Genomic DNA, 17,131 nt, shown 5'->3' on the forward strand with positions numbered 1-17,131 from the left:
TACCTACCGTCCGCGAGAGCGGCCTCCTGTCCCTGTGGCAAATCTACGGGGAAAAATTCACCTATGATGCTCGCGCGCTGCTGCGTTGCGACGCAGGCGAGTTTGACGCCCACCTGACAGCCCTGGCCTTTTCGCAGGCATCAAACCGTTGTTCAGCCAGTCGTTGGCATCACTTGTTGGTCGGGCCGGGGTGGAGTCGCGCGCGACCCGGTTGCTGCGGTTGGTGAGGCCGAGCAGGAGGCGGGATGCAGGGGGGGGGGGGGGGACGTGTGCCTTACCGGACGTGCCGTGCGTCCGGTCCCGGCCAGGAACCGGCGGGTTCCATTTCGGCTTCGACCTCGGAACGAAGACGGGGGAGACGCGGCATGGGACGACCCTCTGGCAGAGCCCCGGCATCGGGCGCGGTGCCTTCGAAATATCCCGGTTCGCAACCGGGCAGGGGTTTCCCGAAAAGGGTGGTCAAGTCCGCCCCGCGTCCGCGTGCGGGACTGTCGGCGCGGAGCGAAACGTCGCCGGCATCGGGGTTGGTAAAACCGGAAGGGGAGGCGGCGGGCGTTGTAGTGAAAAATCCATGACGATCAATGCCGAGGGAGTGCGCCTGGGCTTCGCCATCGGTCCAGGCGGGGTTGTCGCCGCGCCGGAGGTAAACGTTATGGTCGCCTTTCCAATTGGGCGGGATCGAGGGCTTGGCCTTGGGGACGCCGCGCCACCAGACTTCGCACCAAAAGAGGTTGTTGTAAAAATGGTAGTTGGGGACGCCGATGCCGTAAACGGAGTTGGAAACGATGGCGGCGGAGGAGGTGCCGGTGTTGTGATAAATGTAGGCGACGGCGGGCAGGATCACAGGAGAGCCTTTGCCGACAACGGTGGTTTTCCATTCGCCGGTCGCAGGGTCGCGGCTGTGGGTGTTGTCTTTGCGCCCGAAGTTGCGGAGGTCTTCCTTGTTGTTGAGGAGGATGTTTCGATAGACGTAAAAGGGGCCGTGGTCAGGGGCCTTGAGGCGAATGGCGCAGAGGGTGCCATCAATGATGTTGTCGTTCCAATGGTTGTCTTCCTGCGCGCCGTTGGTTTCAAAACCGTCGTCAACGAGCGTGAAAAGGCGGTTGTGGTGAATGCGCATTCCACCGTCGGTGCCGCGGTCACCGGGGGAGACGCTGATGCCGTCCCAGTGGTGGTGGATGAGGTTGTCATGGATGCGGTGGCCGCCCCGGGAACCGTTGATTTTGATGCCGTGTTTGTCACTCCAGCCGCCGCGTTTGTTGGCGGTCCAGAGGTCCCAGGAGTCTTTGGCTTTGGGACGATTTTCGCCGTAGGGGTTCCAGAAAATTTCGTTGAAGCGGAGGGTGACGCGGTCGGCCCCGGCACCGAGTGCGATGCCTTCCTCGGCGGGGCCGATGATGCAGTCTTCAACAACGGAGCCGAGGGAGTTGCGAATGAGTACGCCGGCACCGGCGTTGCGAAGGGTGAGGCCGCGAACGACGCAGCGGTCGGTGCCGTCGATGAGAACAATGGGGAGGTTGGGAGGAGGGCCAACGGTGATGTCGATGCCGGGCTGGCGCGGGTCGATGTTACGGGCGGTGTCGGTGATGCCGGGTTCGCCGGTGAGCGGGGCGTCGGGGGAAACAGCGGGGGAATGGAGGCGGAGGAGGAGTTGTTTTTCTTTGAATTGATAAAGTGAGAGGGCGCGGACTCCGTTCCATCCAGAACCAGCAATGCCGTCGCGAAAGAGTGTGGTGTATTCCCAGTTTGTGCCGTGGCGGGCGCGTCCGGGGCGCACCCAGTCGTCGCGGAGCATGGTGACGGTGCGGCCGTTGACAGTGACGAGGCGCACGGGTTCGGCAATGGCTGCGCGGTAAACGCCGGGGGCAATGTCAGGCGCGGGTTGCCAGTCGAGCGGGGTGGTGTGGGAGCCGTCGAGGATGGCTCCGGGTTCGCCTTCGAGGGTGACGGGGGCATTGTGGCGTCCGCCGGTTTTGAAGGTGACGCGTTCGTAATAAATGCCGGGGCGGAGGCGAATGGTGTCGCCAGCGGTGGCGCGGTCGAGGGCGGCTTGCACGCTGGCGAGGGGAGAGGCGGCTGTGCCGGGCGCGCCGGGTTGTCCGAGTGGTGGCGGGGCAACGTGAAGCGTGGCGGCACGGGCGGTCGCGACAAGGAGTGTGGCGATTACGAACAGGCGGGGGAGGCGGTGCATGGCGGTTTATTTTCCGTTGATGCGGCGGCAGCGGGCGAGGGTGACAAGGCCGAGGATCGCAAGGCCGCCGAGGAGCGCGGTGAGGGCGGGTTCGGGAATGTTGCCTGCGGTGATGGTGAAGCCGTTGGCGAGTTGGGCAAAGGTGAGGGTGCCGCTGAGGTTTTGCGCGCCGAAGTTTTTGTAGGAGAGTGTGGCGCTGGCAAAGTCGTTGGTGGTGCCGGCAACGGAGAGGAGTCCGGAGTAAGCGTGGTCAAGGAGGCCGGTGCCGAGGAAGTCTATGATGAAGGTGGCGTTGCCTCCGGCGGAGTGGGCGGTGTCGTGAGTGAGGTTGTTGGTGAGGGCGAGGCGGGCGCCGGGGGCGGCGAGGTCGAAGCCGAGAATCGCTCCGGTGGCGAGGGTGGCGTTGCGCAGGGTGAGGGCCGCTTCCGTGGCCGTGACGAAGGAGGCTCCCGTGGCAATGGCGAGGTCTCCCGTGGCGGCGAGTGTGCCGGGGCCGCGAATGACGAGCGTGCCTTGTTCGATTTCGGTGCCGCCGGTGTAGGTGCTGGCACCGGTCAGGGTCTGGGTGCCGGAGCCGGTCTTGCGGAGGGCGAGCGTGCCACCGGTGCCATCAATGAGGGCGGTGGCGGCGGTGAAGGTATCTTCTGTATTTGTTGTTTCGATACGAAGGGTGGCGGCATTCTTCGTGTCGGAGCTGGTGTCTCGGGCTGAGCCTTGGATGGTGGCGTTGGAGCTGGTGTCGGTGATGCCGTTGACCGTGGCGGTGCGGGCGTAACCGGCGGCGGTGGCAGTGTTGCTAACAAGGTAAACCGTTTTGGCGTTGTTGCCGGTGTTGAAGGTGAGTTTTCCGAGCGAGTAGTCGTTGGAAACGTTGAGAAATAGCGCGACGCTGTTGCTGCCGCCTCCGCCGCCGAGGATGGTTTCACCGATGGTCAAGTTGTTGAGAGCGCGGGTGCCGTCAGCGCGCCCAAAGGCGGCGGAGCCGCCGTTGGTGGCGAGGTCGAGTTTTCCGATGGAAACGTTGAGCAGACGGGTGGAACTGGCACTGTTTTCAAAGACGATCTTGGTGGTGTCGTTGGCTTTGCTCAACGTGCCAGTGATGTTGATGGAACGATGCCCGGTGCTTCCGCTGCCCGGCGAGGTAAAGGTGAACGTGTAGCCGCCGGTAGTGGAGCCGACATGGAAGTCTTTGATGGTGGTGGCGCCGGTGCTGTCCAGCGTCAGGGAGGCGGACGCATTGCCCAGCGTAAAGGTGGCGGTGTCGTCCGCGCCGGGCGGGCCGCCGGTGGGTGTCCAGAGGGTGGCGTCACTCCAGTTGCCGCCCGTCGTGCGGGTATAAGCGACGGCGTGGAGCGCGATGGTTGACGCGAGGGAGAGCGTGGCGGCTGTGAATGTTAAAACGAGGCGGGCGTGTGTGTTCATGATTCAGGTGAGAAAAGACGGATTGTGATGCGCGCGGGGGGGGAGGGGGGGAGGACACGGCGTATTCAGATTTTGGATGCGGATACGTGGCCGTCGAAATAAACGCCGTTGCGGATGTTGCCGTGGACGGGTTCGGGCGGGCAGTCCCAGGAGGCGTCGGTGGTTTTTTTCTTGTCGCTGTCGCGCAGCATCAGGGTGCGCGAGCGGTCAGGGATTTGTTCGATGCGGAGCGCGGCGGTATTATCGTTTGAATTGCCGAAGGGTCGGGAGTTGGAGTTGCCGGTGATGAGGTTGGAAATGTTAACGGCATAGACGATCGAGTTGGTTTTAGCGGCGAGGTCAGGAAACTGGGTGACAAAGGAGGGACAGACAAAAGCAGGCATGAGCATGGAGGTGGCGTCGGCAGGGAGCGTGGTGCCGAGATAGGGGGCTATATGGGTGCCGAGCATGTTCCATTTGTTGATGTTGATCCAAGCTGCCTGGCCACCGGCGAGGCCGAGGTGATTGGAGTTGTCCTTGATGCCGCCGGGGAGGATGCCGCGGTGGTCGTCGGCAAAGAGGAGGGTGGCGTTGGCGATTTGGCGGAGGTTGGAAACGCACTGGGCGCGGCGCGCGGTTTCGCGGACTTTGCCAATGGTGGGGAGGATGATGCCGGCAAGGATGCCAATGATGGCAATGACGGTGAGCAATTCGATCAGGGTGAACGCGGAGGAGGCGCGGGATTGGTGTGCAGAGGTGTTGGACTGTGGCATGTTCATGTCATGGGGGAGGGGAAAAATGTTTGTAACGTTACGTAGCGTTAATCGCGTTACGAACGCTGTCAAATAAAATATTGCCGCGACATGGCGGGCGCGCGTGGAGGGGGGGGGGGGGAGGGGGCGGTGAAGATATTTCAGCGCGCCTTCACGGAGGAGGAGCGGGCGATGAATTCACCGGGCACGACGACGTGCAGGGCTTTGCCGAGGAGGTCCTGGGGGCGGAAAAGGAGGAGGTCGGCGGCGACTTTGCCCATCATGGTCCAGTCGGGAGAATAGCTGCTGAGTCCGAGTTCCCTGCCTTCGGTGGTGCCATCGAAACCGACGAGGCTGCAATCGCCGGGGAGGTCGAGGCCGCGTTCGAGGAGTTGCTGGCGGACGGCGACGGCCACGCCGTCGGTGGCACAGGCAATGGCGGTGAATTTTCCGATGTCGCCAAGTTGGGCGCGAAAATCGTAACCGGGGTTGTAACGGAGCACGGGTTTGAGGCCGCTGGCCTGCATGGCGAGGATGTAGCCGTCGCCCCGTTCGCGGTAGAGTTCGGTGAGGTCACCTTCGTCGAGGCCGAGGTAGAGGATTTTTTTGTGGCCGAGCGAAATAAGGTGCGTAGTGGCTTCGCGCATACCGCGCAGGTTTTGCGCGACGATGCGGGGGAGGGGATTGTCGCGGATATAGCTGCTGACGGCGAGGGTGGGGACGTCTTTGAAGCGAGTGGCGACGTCGGGCGTGTAGCGTCCAAAGAGGAAGATGCCGCGGACGTTTTTTTTGCGGAGCAACATGGGGGTTTCGGCGGGGTGGGGGAGAAATTCGACGAGGGTTTCGGCGCCGTTGTGCTGGCATTCCTGCTGGATGGCGAGGTAGATGCGGCGGGGGGTTTCGGACTCGAAAAGGGGTGTCATGTCGGGGCCGTAGGCGACGAGTCCCATGCGGCGTGTGCGCGGTTCGGTGTCGGCGCTGGTGGGGGAGGGGGGGATGTCCTTGGAATAGCCGAGCTTTGTCGCCTCGTCGATGATGCGTTCGCGCGTGGCTGGCGAGAGGTCGGGATGGCCGCGGAGGGCGCGTGAAATGGTCATCACGGAGAGACCGAGGCGGCGGGCGATTTCTCGTTGGCTGATCATTGAGAGTGGGTTCGATGCGGATTGTTGTGCGTTAAATTGTGTGTAACGTTACAAAGGCATCGTTAATGATGTTCTGTCGAGAGGAAATATCTGAAATCCCAATGAGGAAGGTCGGACGGAAGCGGGATGGGACCTGAGTTGACGTGTTTCAGGCTCAAGCCCTGACGGTGCGGATGGGGCGGCGAGCGGGGTGGATGTGGCGGCAGATTTCACACACGGTGCCGTCGCAGCCGCGGGCGGTGCAGTGTTCGCGTCCGTAATAAATGATGCGCAAGTGGAGGGCGTTCCACTCGGTCTCGGGAAAGGCGGCCTTGAGGTCGCGCTCGGTCTGCTGCACCGAGGCGCCAAGCGGCGTCAGCGACCAGCGTTGCGCGAGGCGGTGGATGTGCGTGTCCACCGGGAAGGCGGGGTATCCAAATGCCTGTGACATGACAACCGAGGCGGTCTTGTGGCCGACGCCGGGCAGTTCTTCGAGTTCCTCAAAGGTGCGCGGCACTTGTCCGTGGTGTTTTTCGAGCAGGAGGTGCGAGAGGTCGCGGATGGCCTGCGCCTTGCGGGGAGCGAGGCCGCAGGGGCGGACAATGGCGTCGATCTGCGCGACGGTGAGGCGCGCCATGTCGCGCGGGTTGTCGGCAAGGGCGAAGAGGGCGGGCGTGGTGAGGTTGACGCGCTTGTCGGTGCATTGCGCGGAGAGGAGCACGGCGATGAGCAGCGTGTAGGGATCGCGGTGTTCGAGGGGGATGGGGGGAGTGGGATAAAGCGCGGCGAGGCGACGGGAGACGTAGGCGGCGATTTCGGTGCGGGTCATGACGTGCGCGAATGGCCCGGGAGAGGCTAGAGGGTTTTGCGGGGTTCGATGAGGCCGATCTCGACGGCGTAGCGGGTGAGGCTGGCGACGTCGTGCAGGTTGAGTTTGCGCATGAGGTTGGTGCGGTGGTTGTCCACGGTCTTGGCGCTGATATCGAGCTTGGTGGCGATGTCCTTGGTGGTGTAGCTCTCGGCGACGAGTTGCAGGATTTCGCGTTCGCGGTCGGTGAGGGAATCGACGCCGGCGGGGGCGCGGGAGCCGGAGTTGGCGACGACCATGCGGAGCATGGCGGCGATGGCGGGGCCGAAGTAGGTGCCGCCGTTGGCCACGGTTTCGAGGCCGCGCTTGAACTCCATCAGGCCGGCTGTCTTTTCGACAAAGCCGTGGGCGCCCGCCTCGAGCATTTCGCGGACGAGGGTGGGGTTCTCGTGTCCTGAAAAAACCAGGACACGCACGTTGGGCAGTTGTTTTTCGATGCGGCGGAGCACATCGACCCCGTTGAGTCCGGGGAGCTTGGCATCGAGGACGATGACATCGGGTTTTTGTTCCAGACAGAGCGCGCAGGCGCTTTGTCCGTCACCGCACTCTCCCACGAGTTGGTAGTTGGGATCGGAACGGAGAATTTCGGCCAGCATTTCGCGGATTGCAGTCTGGTCCTCTATTATGATGAGTCGTTTCATGAACAGGGCGCGGGTTTAAGAAGATTCCTGCGTTTCGCTTTTCGAGCATATTTCGCAATGATGGTCATAAAATCAGATAAGAGGCTCCGTGTTGATGGACGTTTGCGATACACGACGTGTTTGCAGGCGGCGGGGTTGGTCGTGGGCTTGGCGGTGGGGTTGGGCGGCTGCGCATCAGAGCCGTCCGGCCCGGCGGCGGGAGTGGCGTCGGTGGCGGGAGAGTGGAGCGGCGCGCCTTCGGTGGACGTGAGTCGCTGGCAGGCGTGGCGGGACGCCGAGAAGGTGGCGGCGGCGGGGCCCGACCGGTTTGCGGTGATCGGCTCGGGGGATTCGATGCAACCGGTTTACGGTGATCGCACGGTGCTGGTGCTGCAACGGGTGGACTACGCGACGTTGCAACCGGGCATGCAGGTGGCCTATCGCAACCGGGCCGGGCGAATGGTGGTGCACAGGCTGCTGAAGGCGGTGCAGGGCGGCTGGCAGGCGATGGGTCTCAACAATACGGTGCCGGATGCGGAATTGGTGACCGAGGTCAACTTGATCGGCATCGTGTACGCATCGTTCGCCAACGACTCGGTCAAGTAAGGGTCATTTCAGTTGAGATGTAGCCGTCGTCTTAACGGTAGGGAGGCCTCTCGTAACTGTTTAGCGAGGGGGGGGGGGGCAGGCGGAAAAGGTTGGATTTGGCGCGGTAGCGACTGGGACCGCGGCATCCTGCCGGCATCGTGCTGATGGCAAAGTGGCGCGGGCGTCCCGCCCGCATCCATCAGAGGGAAAGAGAGGGGGAAGCGATCAGGTTGCCGGTTGACGCGGCAACACGATAAATGAGAAATCGCAAATCCGCCTTCACCGTCAAACCGTTCACGAATCGCAACGGAGCCATGTCATGGAGAGTCAGCGGCTGGCTGCACGGCCTGCGCATCCGCAGAAACTTCAAGGACAAACAAGCCGCCTTTGTCGAACGCGGCGCGCTCGACCTGAAACTGATGCAGACGCAAGCCAGCCTGCATTCCGTCGTGACCAGCCTCACCGAAGAACAGGTTCGCCTCGCCGAGGTGCTCTTCCATCGTTTCGAAGACAAGCCGCACCCGTTGGCATTTTATGCCGACTACGGACTGAGCCACTACAAGGAACCGCGCTCGCACATCCTGCTGGCCGACGCGGTCGAAACCTACCTTGAGGCACGCCGCGCCGAGCAGAAAAAGAACCTCATCAGCCAGCGGCAACTCGACTCGATCGAAGGCGAGATGGACGCGTTACTGGAGCATTTTTGTTCCGGCCCCGAACCAAAACACCTGCACGAACTGACCCGGCAGGAACTGGAGACCTACCTGAACCGGGGCGAGGTGGCGCTGAAAACCTTCAACAACCGCCGCGCCCTCGTGCATACCCTCTTCGAGTTCGCCTGCCACCGCGGGGAATGGCTGAAAGCCGAAGACAACCCGATGGAAAAAATCCAGCCGCACGACATCGAACATTGCCGGGGATCGGCGCCGACGATCACCGCGCAAAAAGCGGCGGAACTGATGGCACACGTCGAACAGATCGACGGCGGCGCGCTCGTGCCCTATTACGCGCTGTGCCTGTTCGCCGGCATCCGCCCGAGCGTGCCGGATGGCGAAATCGCCCGCCTGACCGCTTCTGACGTGCGCACCGACACCGGCACCATCATCATTGAACCGTGGGTGTCCAAGGTGAACATGCGCCGCCCCGTCACCATCCAACAAAATCTGACCGCATGGCTCGACGCCTACCCGCTGGAAAAATTCCCGATCATTCCCGAGTCCCTGAAAACGCAGCGGGCGAAGATCGCTCAAAAATTCGACATCGGACACGACGTGATGCGCCACACATTCATTTCGATGCACGTCGGGAAATTCCGCTCCATCGGAGACGCCGCTTTGCAGGCGGGTAACTCGGAACGCATCATCCGCCGCCACTATCTGGACGTCAAAAGCCCGCAGGAAGCCGAAGCGTTCTTTGCCATCCTGCCCAAACTTCGCCCCGCCCACGCCGCCGCCACAGAACCGAAACCTGCCATCGTGCAGGACATGCCGTCCCCGCTGCCGCCGCCTGCGCAGGCCGATGAAGCCGCCCTGCCCGCCGCCGCCTGAGCCCCTGCCACGCTCCGGCACCGGCGGACGGCACACCGCGCCTGCCCCGGTCCGTCGTCCCTGACAAGCCGCCGGGTTGACGCGCAACATGAGCTTGTAATGCCCACCGACAAAACAACACCTCCCGACACCGCAACGCACCTGCCTGCCTCTGCCAGCAACGCCACCCGTCCGCCAGCCAGCCCGTTGACGGACATCCACGGCTTGCGCTTCGGCGGCATCTTTCCCGTCGGACGCGAACCCTCCATTCGCACCCTGCGCCAATGGACAAAACTCCGCCTCATTCCCTCTCACAAGGTCGGCCATTTTGTCTATTACGACCTTCACGACGTCGCCTCCCACATCCGCTCAAAACTCAAAATCCCCGCTCGCACCTGACGCCGCCCCGGCCCCGACACGCTCCTGGACGCCGCCGCCCCCCCTCCCGAGTGCTGCGCCACTTGGCGATATTTGTCACACACCGTGATTATTTTGATGCCACACAGGCTATCCCGACACCACGAACCCGACCCGCCATCCCCCGTTTTTTACGCCGGGCGCACCTGCGCCTTCCTATCCCATCCGGCACGCGCCGCCATCCGGCACGCCGTGCTACTTGGCGGTTTGCGACACATGTGTCGTTTTTAGGCCGAGTCACGATGACGGCACCAGCCCGCACCTCGCGGCCGCACTTGCGGGCTTGCCAGAGGTCATTTCTGTCATGGATATTTCATTACACCCGTATTCGGCAAAAACGACACCCGTTCCGCACCATGCGGTGGATTGGATTTTTTCAAAAAGCGGCCCCGCGACCTAACGATTTCGGATACCTTCCCGAAAAAAATTCCTTACGAAGGATAAATTTCATTCTGTTGCTTGCACCCAGGTTCATCGCGGTTCAACGCCACGCGGCACCTGCCGGACCTGCGACCGCGCACCGGCAGGCGCGACGTGCAACAAAGTTTTGCCTGTTCGGCACAAACACTCTGATTTCCGATTCCTCGCCAAACGCATGACCTCTCCCGACAAACCCTCGCCTGCCCCGGACACCCCGCCAGCCCCGCACCCGGCACCTGCCGGGCCGACACCCGCCACGAAGGCGGCGGGCAACGGCGATCACGACCGCATTTTCCGGCACGCATTTTCCCTGCCTGCAGTGGCGCGGCAGTTTTTGAGAACATGGCTTCCGCCCGAACTGGTTGCGCAAGCCGACTGGCACACGCTCACCGTCACCCGGATTTCCGGCATCAGCGACACCTTGGGAGAACGCCGCGAAGACGTCGTTTATCGCATCAATGTCAATGGCCGCAACGTGCATTTTTACGTCCTGATGGAGCACCAGACCAAAACCGAAAAGCACATGGCCCGGCGCATTATGGAGGAAACCTTCCTCATCTGGCGACAGGACGAGCACGACCGCGCCGAGGCCGCGAAAAAGGAAGCACCGGGCAAGGCCGACAGACAAAGCCGCCGCCGCGAAACGGACAAATTTCCGCTGGTGATTTCGATGGTGCTGCATCCCGGCCCGCGCAAATGGGGCAAAATCTGGCGGCTGGCGGACCTGATCGACGTGCCCCCGCGCATGGAAAAATGGGCGCGCACCTTCATGCCCGACTGCGGTTTTATCGTTGTGGAACTGGCCGGTCTCCCCCTCGAAAAACTCGCCGACGGCCACCTCGCCCGTGCCATTCTCGGCGCACTCCAGGGCAATCGCCTTGGCCTGATCGACATCCGCAAAATCAAGCGCCTGCTCGATGAAATGTTTTCCGACCCCGACCGCGCCTCCGTCGGAGCGGTGGTCAAGCAACTCTGGCACTACCTGATTTCCTCTTCGGACTTGAAAGAGGAGCAAACCAAGGACATCGTTATAGCTCACATCCCGGAAGAATACAGGAGCAACATCATGAACACCGTCGAACGACTCAAACAGGCTGGGGCGTTGAAAGCCCAACACAACGCCGTGATCGAAGCCCTTGAGGTGCGTTTTGATCGTGTGCCGGAAGGCTTGCGCGAAGCCATTCAGGGCATCAATGACCCTGAACGCCTCCGCAACCTGCATCGTGCCGCCATCCGCTGTGCCTCCATTGAGGAGTTTTCACACCACATTTAAGGCGACCACCTCTGCCTCTGGACTTCTCCCCTCCCGCCCGGCCCTTGCGGCGGGCTTTTGTTTGGTAGTCTGCCTCCTTGCCTTCAACATGCCGCGCACCCGAGTTGTCATTCTTTTCATGTAGACCTCACTTGAGGGCTGTGAGGGCAGACGTGGCTAGCAACAGAAGGCGCGGACATCGGTTCGCCGGTGGCCGCCGGCAGCGTTCGCAATGTCGTCCCCTCGTGCCAGTGGTTGGGAATGTTCAGGATTCGCGGCTTTTCCGGCAGGCCGATTTTGCCCCGCTCAAGTGCTGATACCAGCAGGTCCACCGCCGCGCGTCCCATGTCCGCATGGTCGGGGCGCAAGCCGCTCCACTCGTCGTTTCCCGTCGCATCCATGCGGCACACGCCGATGTCCTCCGGCGGATTGCAGCCGACTGCGCGAATCTGCTCGCACATGAACGGACCGTTGATGACAACCGCGTCGGGCTTATGCCGTTTGAGCCAGCGGAGCAAATCGCTTTTCTCTCTGCTCTCCAACTCGGGCAGCAGCGTTGTGGTTTCGCGGTTGAGGTGATGCCAAGTCAGATACGCGGAGAGAGGGGCATGATGGTGAATCCTGTCGGTTTCCCTTGTCACGGCCAATCCGATACGTCGGTAGCCGCGCTTGCGCAACTGCTCGAACATCATGATGTAGTCATCCGGGATGTCCCGCGTCACTCGCGTCAGGATCGAGGGCGACATGAACTGGTCGAACTCGATGGCGGCAAACTTGTCCCACTCGAATTCGAACGTCGTCGTCGTGCCCCGCAGATCGGGCGTGAGGATAAGGCCGCGCACACCCCGGGCGTGGAGCTGGCGTGATTGCGCGCGCTGCCCTTTTGCCGTCACGTCGTAGTTGCGCACTTCGAACCCGTAGCCAAGTTCCGCCGTGCGTGCTTTCGCGCCTTCGGCAAGTTCCCGCAACCATTGTTGCGCGGGCAGGATGCTGGCGAGCAACACGATCGTTTCGCGATAGACGGGCTTGTCCCTGCGGCGGGCGAAAGTCAGCGCGTAGGACATCTGCGGGTCGCGCACGTAGCCGAGCTTTTCCGCCACCTCGCGCACGCGTTTTCGTGTTTCCGGCGGGATTCCCGCCATGTCGCGCAAGGCGTAGGAAACGGTCATCGTCGACACTCCGGCGGCTCTGGCGACATCGCGGATGCTTGTTCTCACTTTACTGTTTGGTAAGACAGGTTTCGTCCCCGCCGCAACCGCTTTTTAGTTTCTTTCTCATGCTCTCATCTTGTCCCGGACACCTCCCCCCGTCTTTCGCATTCCTCCATCAAACCTCCCACAACATATCATCATGAAGACAAAACCTGGTCTCAACATCCGTCATCTCATTGCGGCAACGTCGCTTCTCGCTGCGCTGGCGCCTGCTTCCCGCCTCCGTGCGGAAACGAAGGACACAACCCTTACCGCTGGCGATAACTGGATTGTCACCACGGCAACCGGTCTTGTGACTTCCGCAAACAGGAACATCGCCGCCAGCAACAGCTGGACGGGCTTCGTGACATTCGATCTCACGGGCGTTGATTTGAGTACCGTTACCAACGTGACCCTGAAGCTCTATCTCTCCTACAACGCTTCCAATAACCAGAATTTGAATACGGTTTACGTGAACGCATTCGGAACAACGACCACAGCCACTCCCGCCGCATCAGACCCGTTTGTCTGGACGGAAAAGGGCACCGCAGTTGGCACTGCGGTCATCGGCACCGACCCCGGCATTGACCCCAACAACGGCGCGGTTCACGGAATGTATTACACGTGGGACATCACCAGCCTGGTCACACAGTCCAACCTCATTTCGATTAACGGCAGCAGCGTCACGCTCGGCCTTGTCGTGAGCAATAACGGGACGTCCTTTACCGGCGACGCCCACTATCGCTTCACGCCGGGTACACCCGCCAATGGTGGCGAAAGCGCTTCGAGAAACGGTCTTCCCGCGCAAATCGTGCTCACACAGGATCTGCCTTCCGGTCCGGGCATTCCCGAACCGGCGACCACGGCGCTGCTCGGTAGTGTCATTGTCCTGACAGGTGCTCTTGCCTTCCGTCGCAAACTCCGCTGATTACGCATCCCCCTCTCCTCCCCCGCACACCATGAGCAAAACGGTATTCGCATGGCTCCTCCTCTCGGGACTCTGGCTCGGCGATGCGCGGGCGGCGGCGCTCCCTGCCGGAAGCGACGCCTTTGTCCTTGATCTCAATGACGCCAGAATGCGGGCGCGGATTAAGGACGCGGGCGGTGCCATCACCAACGACGGACCCGGCGGCGCCCTGGCGGTTCGATTCACACTGGAGGCGAAGGAGCCGGGCGTGGCCCGGAACGTCGTGACGTTTCCCGTGGATGTTTCGAGCCTGCTTGGCGCGCACGTCATGCTTGTGGCAAAAGTGCGCGGGCAGGACATCCGCAGTGCCGATCCCGCCAAAAAACTCGCCGCCAACCAAGGCATCGAACTGAGATTAGTCTTACCCTCGGGCTCCGGAAAAAACTGGCCCGCTACCCCGCCACCCCATGGAACCTTCGACTGGCGCGACGCGAGCCACCGCACCGAGATTCGCACCCCCGCTCCCAAAGCCGCGGTGAGCCTCGGACTCACGGGCGCGGTCGGGACGGTCTGGCTGAGCGACATGCGCCTGCGCGTCCTCCATTCGCCCGTCGATCTTCCCAAGGCCACTGCCACCACACGTGCCGCCGCCGCCAATGCACGCACCACCCTGCGCGGCGTCATGTCTCCCGGCAAATTTAACATCAAGGACTTCGCCGATCTCCAAAAATGGAACGTCAACCTCATCCGCTGGCAAATAACCGGAGCGCATCAGGCTCCCTCCTGGCAGGCATGGCTGGACAAACAACTGGCTGAACTGCCGCGCGCCCTGGATGCCGCAGCCGCGCACAATATAAAAGTCATTATAGACCTCCATTCCAAGCCGGGCGGCAACAAGACCCCTAGCAAAACAACCCGGATGCTGATGGAAAAGGAATTCGCCGACGAGTTTGTCGCCATTTGGGAAACCATTGTCCGCCGCCACAAAGATCACCCGGCCCTGTACGCTTACGATCTTGTGAACGAACCGGTGCAATACATGCCATCTCCGGCAGGCGTGGATGACTGGTACGCATTGCAAGTCCGTGCCGCCCACGCCATCCGTGCCATTGATCCGAAAACGCCGATCATGTTCGAAACCGAATATTTCGACTCACCATGGGCTTTTGCGTGGCTGAAGCCGGTTGATTTGCCAAACATCATTTATCAGGCGCATGTGTATTTCCCGCATACCTACACGCATCAGGGAGTGAAAACCGACCAAGGGCTGGCCGACGGCAAAAACTATGCTGCGGGCCAGAGGTATCCCGGTGTCATTTCTGGCACACATTACGACAAGGAATCGTTGCGAAAACATGTGCAGCCGATTCGCGATTTCCAACTCGCCACGGGCGCACCGATTTTCATCGGCGAATTCAGCGCCGCCCGCTGGGCGCCGGGCGCCGCGCAATATATCGATGACTGCATCAGCCTCTTCGAGGAATACGGCTGGGACTGGACCTACCACGCCTTCCGCGAATCAACCATCTGGGACGTTGAGCATGTTGATGATTCACCTCGCGCCAAACCGGTTCGCGCCCCCGCCGACCAACCAACCGAACGCCAGAAAGTTTTGTTAAAATGGTTTACCAAAAATAACAGCCAATGAACCCGACCCTGCCCCCTCATGTTTTCACGCCGAGAAAAGACCGCGCATTCACGCTCATCGAACTGCTCACCGTGATTGCCATTATCGGCATTCTTGCCGCGATTATCATACCGACTGTAAGCAAAGTTCGCAAGACAGCCCAGCGCGCCACCTGCGTCTCCAACATCCGCAACCTTCACGGCCTTGTCATGCTTTATGCCAGCGACAACCGTGACGTTCTCCCTCTCCCGGCAGACACTAATACAATCACACCCCCCATTCCTCAGACAGATCGGAACGCCTGGTTTTGGCGCCGCGCCTTTCTCCCCTACGTCTATAAAGGCATCAATGTCTCCACTCTGGAGACCCGATTGCTTTATCGCATGAGCGGTGCCACTTGCCCCGTGGTCAAAAAACAGGTGAAAACGAGTCATCCCGACTATGATGATGATGTCATCTCGTTTGGGATGAATGCCCACCTGCACAACGGTTCCGCACAAAGGCTCTCAGTCTCTCGTGTTGAAAATCCCTCTCGGACGATGCTTTTTACGGAGTCCCGAATAAATCAAAACGGCAACCCCGAGGCATCCATGACAATGACGTATGCCGAGAACATGGCCGAGAATGCGCCCAACTACGGTGGCGATTATCATGATGGTTCGCAAAATATCTGCTACGTCGATGGGCACGTCGAAAACTTCAAGACCATCAAACGCATCAGCCAGGAACCTTATAAAAAGGATTCCACGCAAGACATCTGGTCGCCGTTCCCCGGCTCAAACTGAAAGACGGATGAACACCCTGTTTATTACCGATTCGCAACTGGCGGCAGAAAACGTCGAGCCGTTTTTCCCCGAGCCAGAAATTCTGGGTTTCACGGGGGGCAGGGGGACGGGTGCCACCGGTCTTTTCGGTAACCAAATGGCATCCATTGTCCGCATCGGCCAGCAATGGCGCGTCTATTTGACAAAACGGTTGTGGAAACCCGCGGCGTCCTCGCCCCAAGGGAAGGAAGCGATGGTTGGAATGAGGACATCCATGTCCCTCGGTTTCATAGATACGCCAGACCTCGCCCGCTGGCCCAATATTGCCGCGAATTACAGGCCGCTCCTTGTAAAAAATCTTCCCGAAGGCTGTCATGCCGCGCAGCCCTTTGTCTTACGGAGGGAGAACGGTGCGTTCGAGTTGTTTTTCTGGGCTCATGGCAATGGCATGATTCGTTATGTCAAATGCTCGGGCGACGATGGACAGACTTTTGTCATCCAGAACCTCGACAAACCCTGTTTATATCATCCGGGTGACAAGGATGTCCGCCGCGACGCCTCGTTTGATGGACTGCTTTCGCACCGGGAAAATCTCCGGATTGCAAAGGACGCGGGAGGCGCGGAAGCGCTGACCCGGAAAATTTCCAATGATGCCACGACGGTTTCATATAATGCACGAAGCGGTCTTTACCAATTATACTCGGTTTCACTGTTGTCGGCGGATGCCGCTCCGGAACGCCGTGTGGAATATGACAACTTGACCAAAGCCTACCGCGTGATTCACCGCCGTGTCAGCGTGGATGGTCTTGAATGGTCGGCCCCGCAACTCGTTTTGGTTCCTGATATTAACGACCGTGTAGACTTGCAGCTTTACGTTTTGCAACAGGATGCCTCGGCGCGTTTTCTTGTCGCCGGTTATTATCCGGTGCGCGAACAGACGATGGAATTGATGCCGGCAATCACATTGGATGGGGAAAAAATAATTCGTCCGCGTTTACCGTGGCAAATTCGCGCAAACCTTCCCGATGGCGGAGTCGGGACATGGCAAATGTTGATGCCCGGCGGCGTGGTATGCGCGGACGACTATGTTTATATCTCGGCAAATGCTTACAACACCCCGCACAACAAGTCGGGAAAAGTGCCGCCGCGTGAAGCCGTGCAGCAAAACGTGATGTTGCGTCAGTTGAAAAATCGCTGGGCAGGTTTCCGGAATCGCGAGGGCCTGACGGCGCGGCTGACGACATCTCCGTTTCAGTATGAACCCTTGCGTTTGATCGTCGGCGACCGTGAAAAAGTGCGGGTCTCGTTACTTTCCGTCTTCGGAACCGAATTGACCGGGGGGGGGAGGCTCGATGCCGACGGAAATCTTTGTTTCGCCCAAAACACCGATGTTGCCTGGCGTGGAAAATGGGTTCGCCTCACCATCGATTTTGAAACGGAAGTTTTCGGGATGGAGGAGCAGACGTAATCATCACCCCCCCCTCGCG

The 17,131-nt window shown here is 60.7% G+C and carries 15 protein-coding genes; 8 read left to right on the top strand and 7 right to left on the bottom strand.

Going from position 1 to position 17,131, the window contains the following annotated elements; translation table 11 throughout:
- Positions 1–274: 274 nt before the first annotated feature.
- The 6 genes from OBACDRAFT_RS19745 to OBACDRAFT_RS19770 all read right to left on the bottom strand — a co-directional run bounded on the left by OBACDRAFT_RS19745 (position 275) and on the right by OBACDRAFT_RS19770 (position 6,974).
- Positions 275–2,191 carry a right-handed parallel beta-helix repeat-containing protein gene (locus tag OBACDRAFT_RS19745; RefSeq protein ID WP_043588588.1) on the bottom strand — a complete coding sequence of 639 codons (1,917 nt, stop codon included), beginning with the start codon at positions 2,189–2,191 and terminating at the stop codon, positions 275–277.
- Positions 2,192–2,197: 6 nt separating this feature from the next.
- Positions 2,198–3,613: an autotransporter-associated beta strand repeat-containing protein gene (locus tag OBACDRAFT_RS19750; RefSeq protein WP_081722216.1), complete on the bottom strand. Its 1,416-nt coding sequence runs from the start codon at positions 3,611–3,613 to the stop codon at positions 2,198–2,200.
- 65 nt (positions 3,614–3,678) lie between these two features.
- Complete coding sequence (locus OBACDRAFT_RS19755; protein WP_232767419.1) at positions 3,679–4,371, bottom strand: DUF1559 family PulG-like putative transporter; 693 nt, start codon at positions 4,369–4,371, stop codon at positions 3,679–3,681.
- A gap of 134 nt (positions 4,372–4,505) precedes the next feature.
- Complete coding sequence (locus OBACDRAFT_RS19760; protein ID WP_043588590.1) at positions 4,506–5,486, bottom strand: LacI family DNA-binding transcriptional regulator; 981 nt, start codon at positions 5,484–5,486, stop codon at positions 4,506–4,508.
- A gap of 154 nt (positions 5,487–5,640) precedes the next feature.
- Entirely contained in the window at positions 5,641–6,294 is a 654-nt protein-coding gene (locus tag OBACDRAFT_RS19765) for an endonuclease III domain-containing protein (RefSeq protein WP_043588591.1), read from the bottom strand.
- A gap of 26 nt (positions 6,295–6,320) precedes the next feature.
- Complete coding sequence (locus OBACDRAFT_RS19770) at positions 6,321–6,974, bottom strand: response regulator (protein WP_043588593.1); 654 nt, start codon at positions 6,972–6,974, stop codon at positions 6,321–6,323.
- Between the two features lie 57 nt (positions 6,975–7,031).
- Here OBACDRAFT_RS19770 and OBACDRAFT_RS31290 point away from each other — a divergent pair, with 57 nt between their 5' ends.
- From OBACDRAFT_RS31290 to OBACDRAFT_RS19790, 4 genes are all read left to right on the top strand, one after another.
- Complete coding sequence (locus OBACDRAFT_RS31290; RefSeq protein WP_043588595.1) at positions 7,032–7,559, top strand: S24/S26 family peptidase; 528 nt, start codon at positions 7,032–7,034, stop codon at positions 7,557–7,559.
- A gap of 239 nt (positions 7,560–7,798) precedes the next feature.
- Positions 7,799–9,088: a site-specific integrase gene (locus tag OBACDRAFT_RS19780; RefSeq protein WP_043588597.1), complete on the top strand. Its 1,290-nt coding sequence runs from the start codon at positions 7,799–7,801 to the stop codon at positions 9,086–9,088.
- Between the two features lie 99 nt (positions 9,089–9,187).
- The gene (locus OBACDRAFT_RS19785; protein WP_007360514.1) at positions 9,188–9,466 is read left to right on the top strand and encodes a hypothetical protein; all 279 of its coding nucleotides are present in this window, start codon (positions 9,188–9,190) and stop codon (positions 9,464–9,466) included.
- Positions 9,467–10,079: 613 nt separating this feature from the next.
- Positions 10,080–11,177: an Rpn family recombination-promoting nuclease/putative transposase gene (locus OBACDRAFT_RS19790; protein ID WP_043588599.1), complete on the top strand. Its 1,098-nt coding sequence runs from the start codon at positions 10,080–10,082 to the stop codon at positions 11,175–11,177.
- Between the two features lie 116 nt (positions 11,178–11,293).
- Here OBACDRAFT_RS19790 and OBACDRAFT_RS19795 read toward each other — a convergent pair whose 3' ends face one another.
- A complete protein-coding gene (locus OBACDRAFT_RS19795; protein ID WP_269799087.1) occupies positions 11,294–12,373 on the bottom strand; it encodes a LacI family DNA-binding transcriptional regulator in 1,080 nt (359 codons plus the stop codon).
- Between the two features lie 133 nt (positions 12,374–12,506).
- On the opposite strand from OBACDRAFT_RS19795, the gene OBACDRAFT_RS19800 reads away from it, so the two are divergent.
- The 4 genes from OBACDRAFT_RS19800 to OBACDRAFT_RS19815 are packed head-to-tail and all read left to right on the top strand — an operon-like array spanning position 12,507 to position 17,112.
- A complete protein-coding gene (locus tag OBACDRAFT_RS19800; RefSeq protein ID WP_043588601.1) occupies positions 12,507–13,274 on the top strand; it encodes a PEP-CTERM sorting domain-containing protein in 768 nt (255 codons plus the stop codon).
- Positions 13,275–13,305: 31 nt separating this feature from the next.
- Complete coding sequence (locus OBACDRAFT_RS19805) at positions 13,306–14,901, top strand: glycoside hydrolase family 5 protein (protein ID WP_043588602.1); 1,596 nt, start codon at positions 13,306–13,308, stop codon at positions 14,899–14,901.
- Positions 14,898–15,665, top strand: coding sequence for a prepilin-type N-terminal cleavage/methylation domain-containing protein (locus OBACDRAFT_RS19810; RefSeq protein ID WP_052362284.1), 768 nt, complete (start codon positions 14,898–14,900; stop codon positions 15,663–15,665). The genes OBACDRAFT_RS19805 and OBACDRAFT_RS19810 overlap by 4 nt, the downstream gene beginning before the upstream one ends.
- A 7-nt stretch (positions 15,666–15,672) precedes the next feature.
- The gene (locus OBACDRAFT_RS19815; RefSeq protein WP_043588603.1) at positions 15,673–17,112 is read left to right on the top strand and encodes a hypothetical protein; all 1,440 of its coding nucleotides are present in this window, start codon (positions 15,673–15,675) and stop codon (positions 17,110–17,112) included.
- Positions 17,113–17,131 lie beyond the last annotated feature (19 nt).

It is taken from the genome of Geminisphaera colitermitum TAV2 (assembly GCF_000171235.2).
In the GTDB taxonomy this organism is placed as follows: domain Bacteria; phylum Verrucomicrobiota; class Verrucomicrobiia; order Opitutales; family Opitutaceae; genus Geminisphaera; species Geminisphaera colitermitum.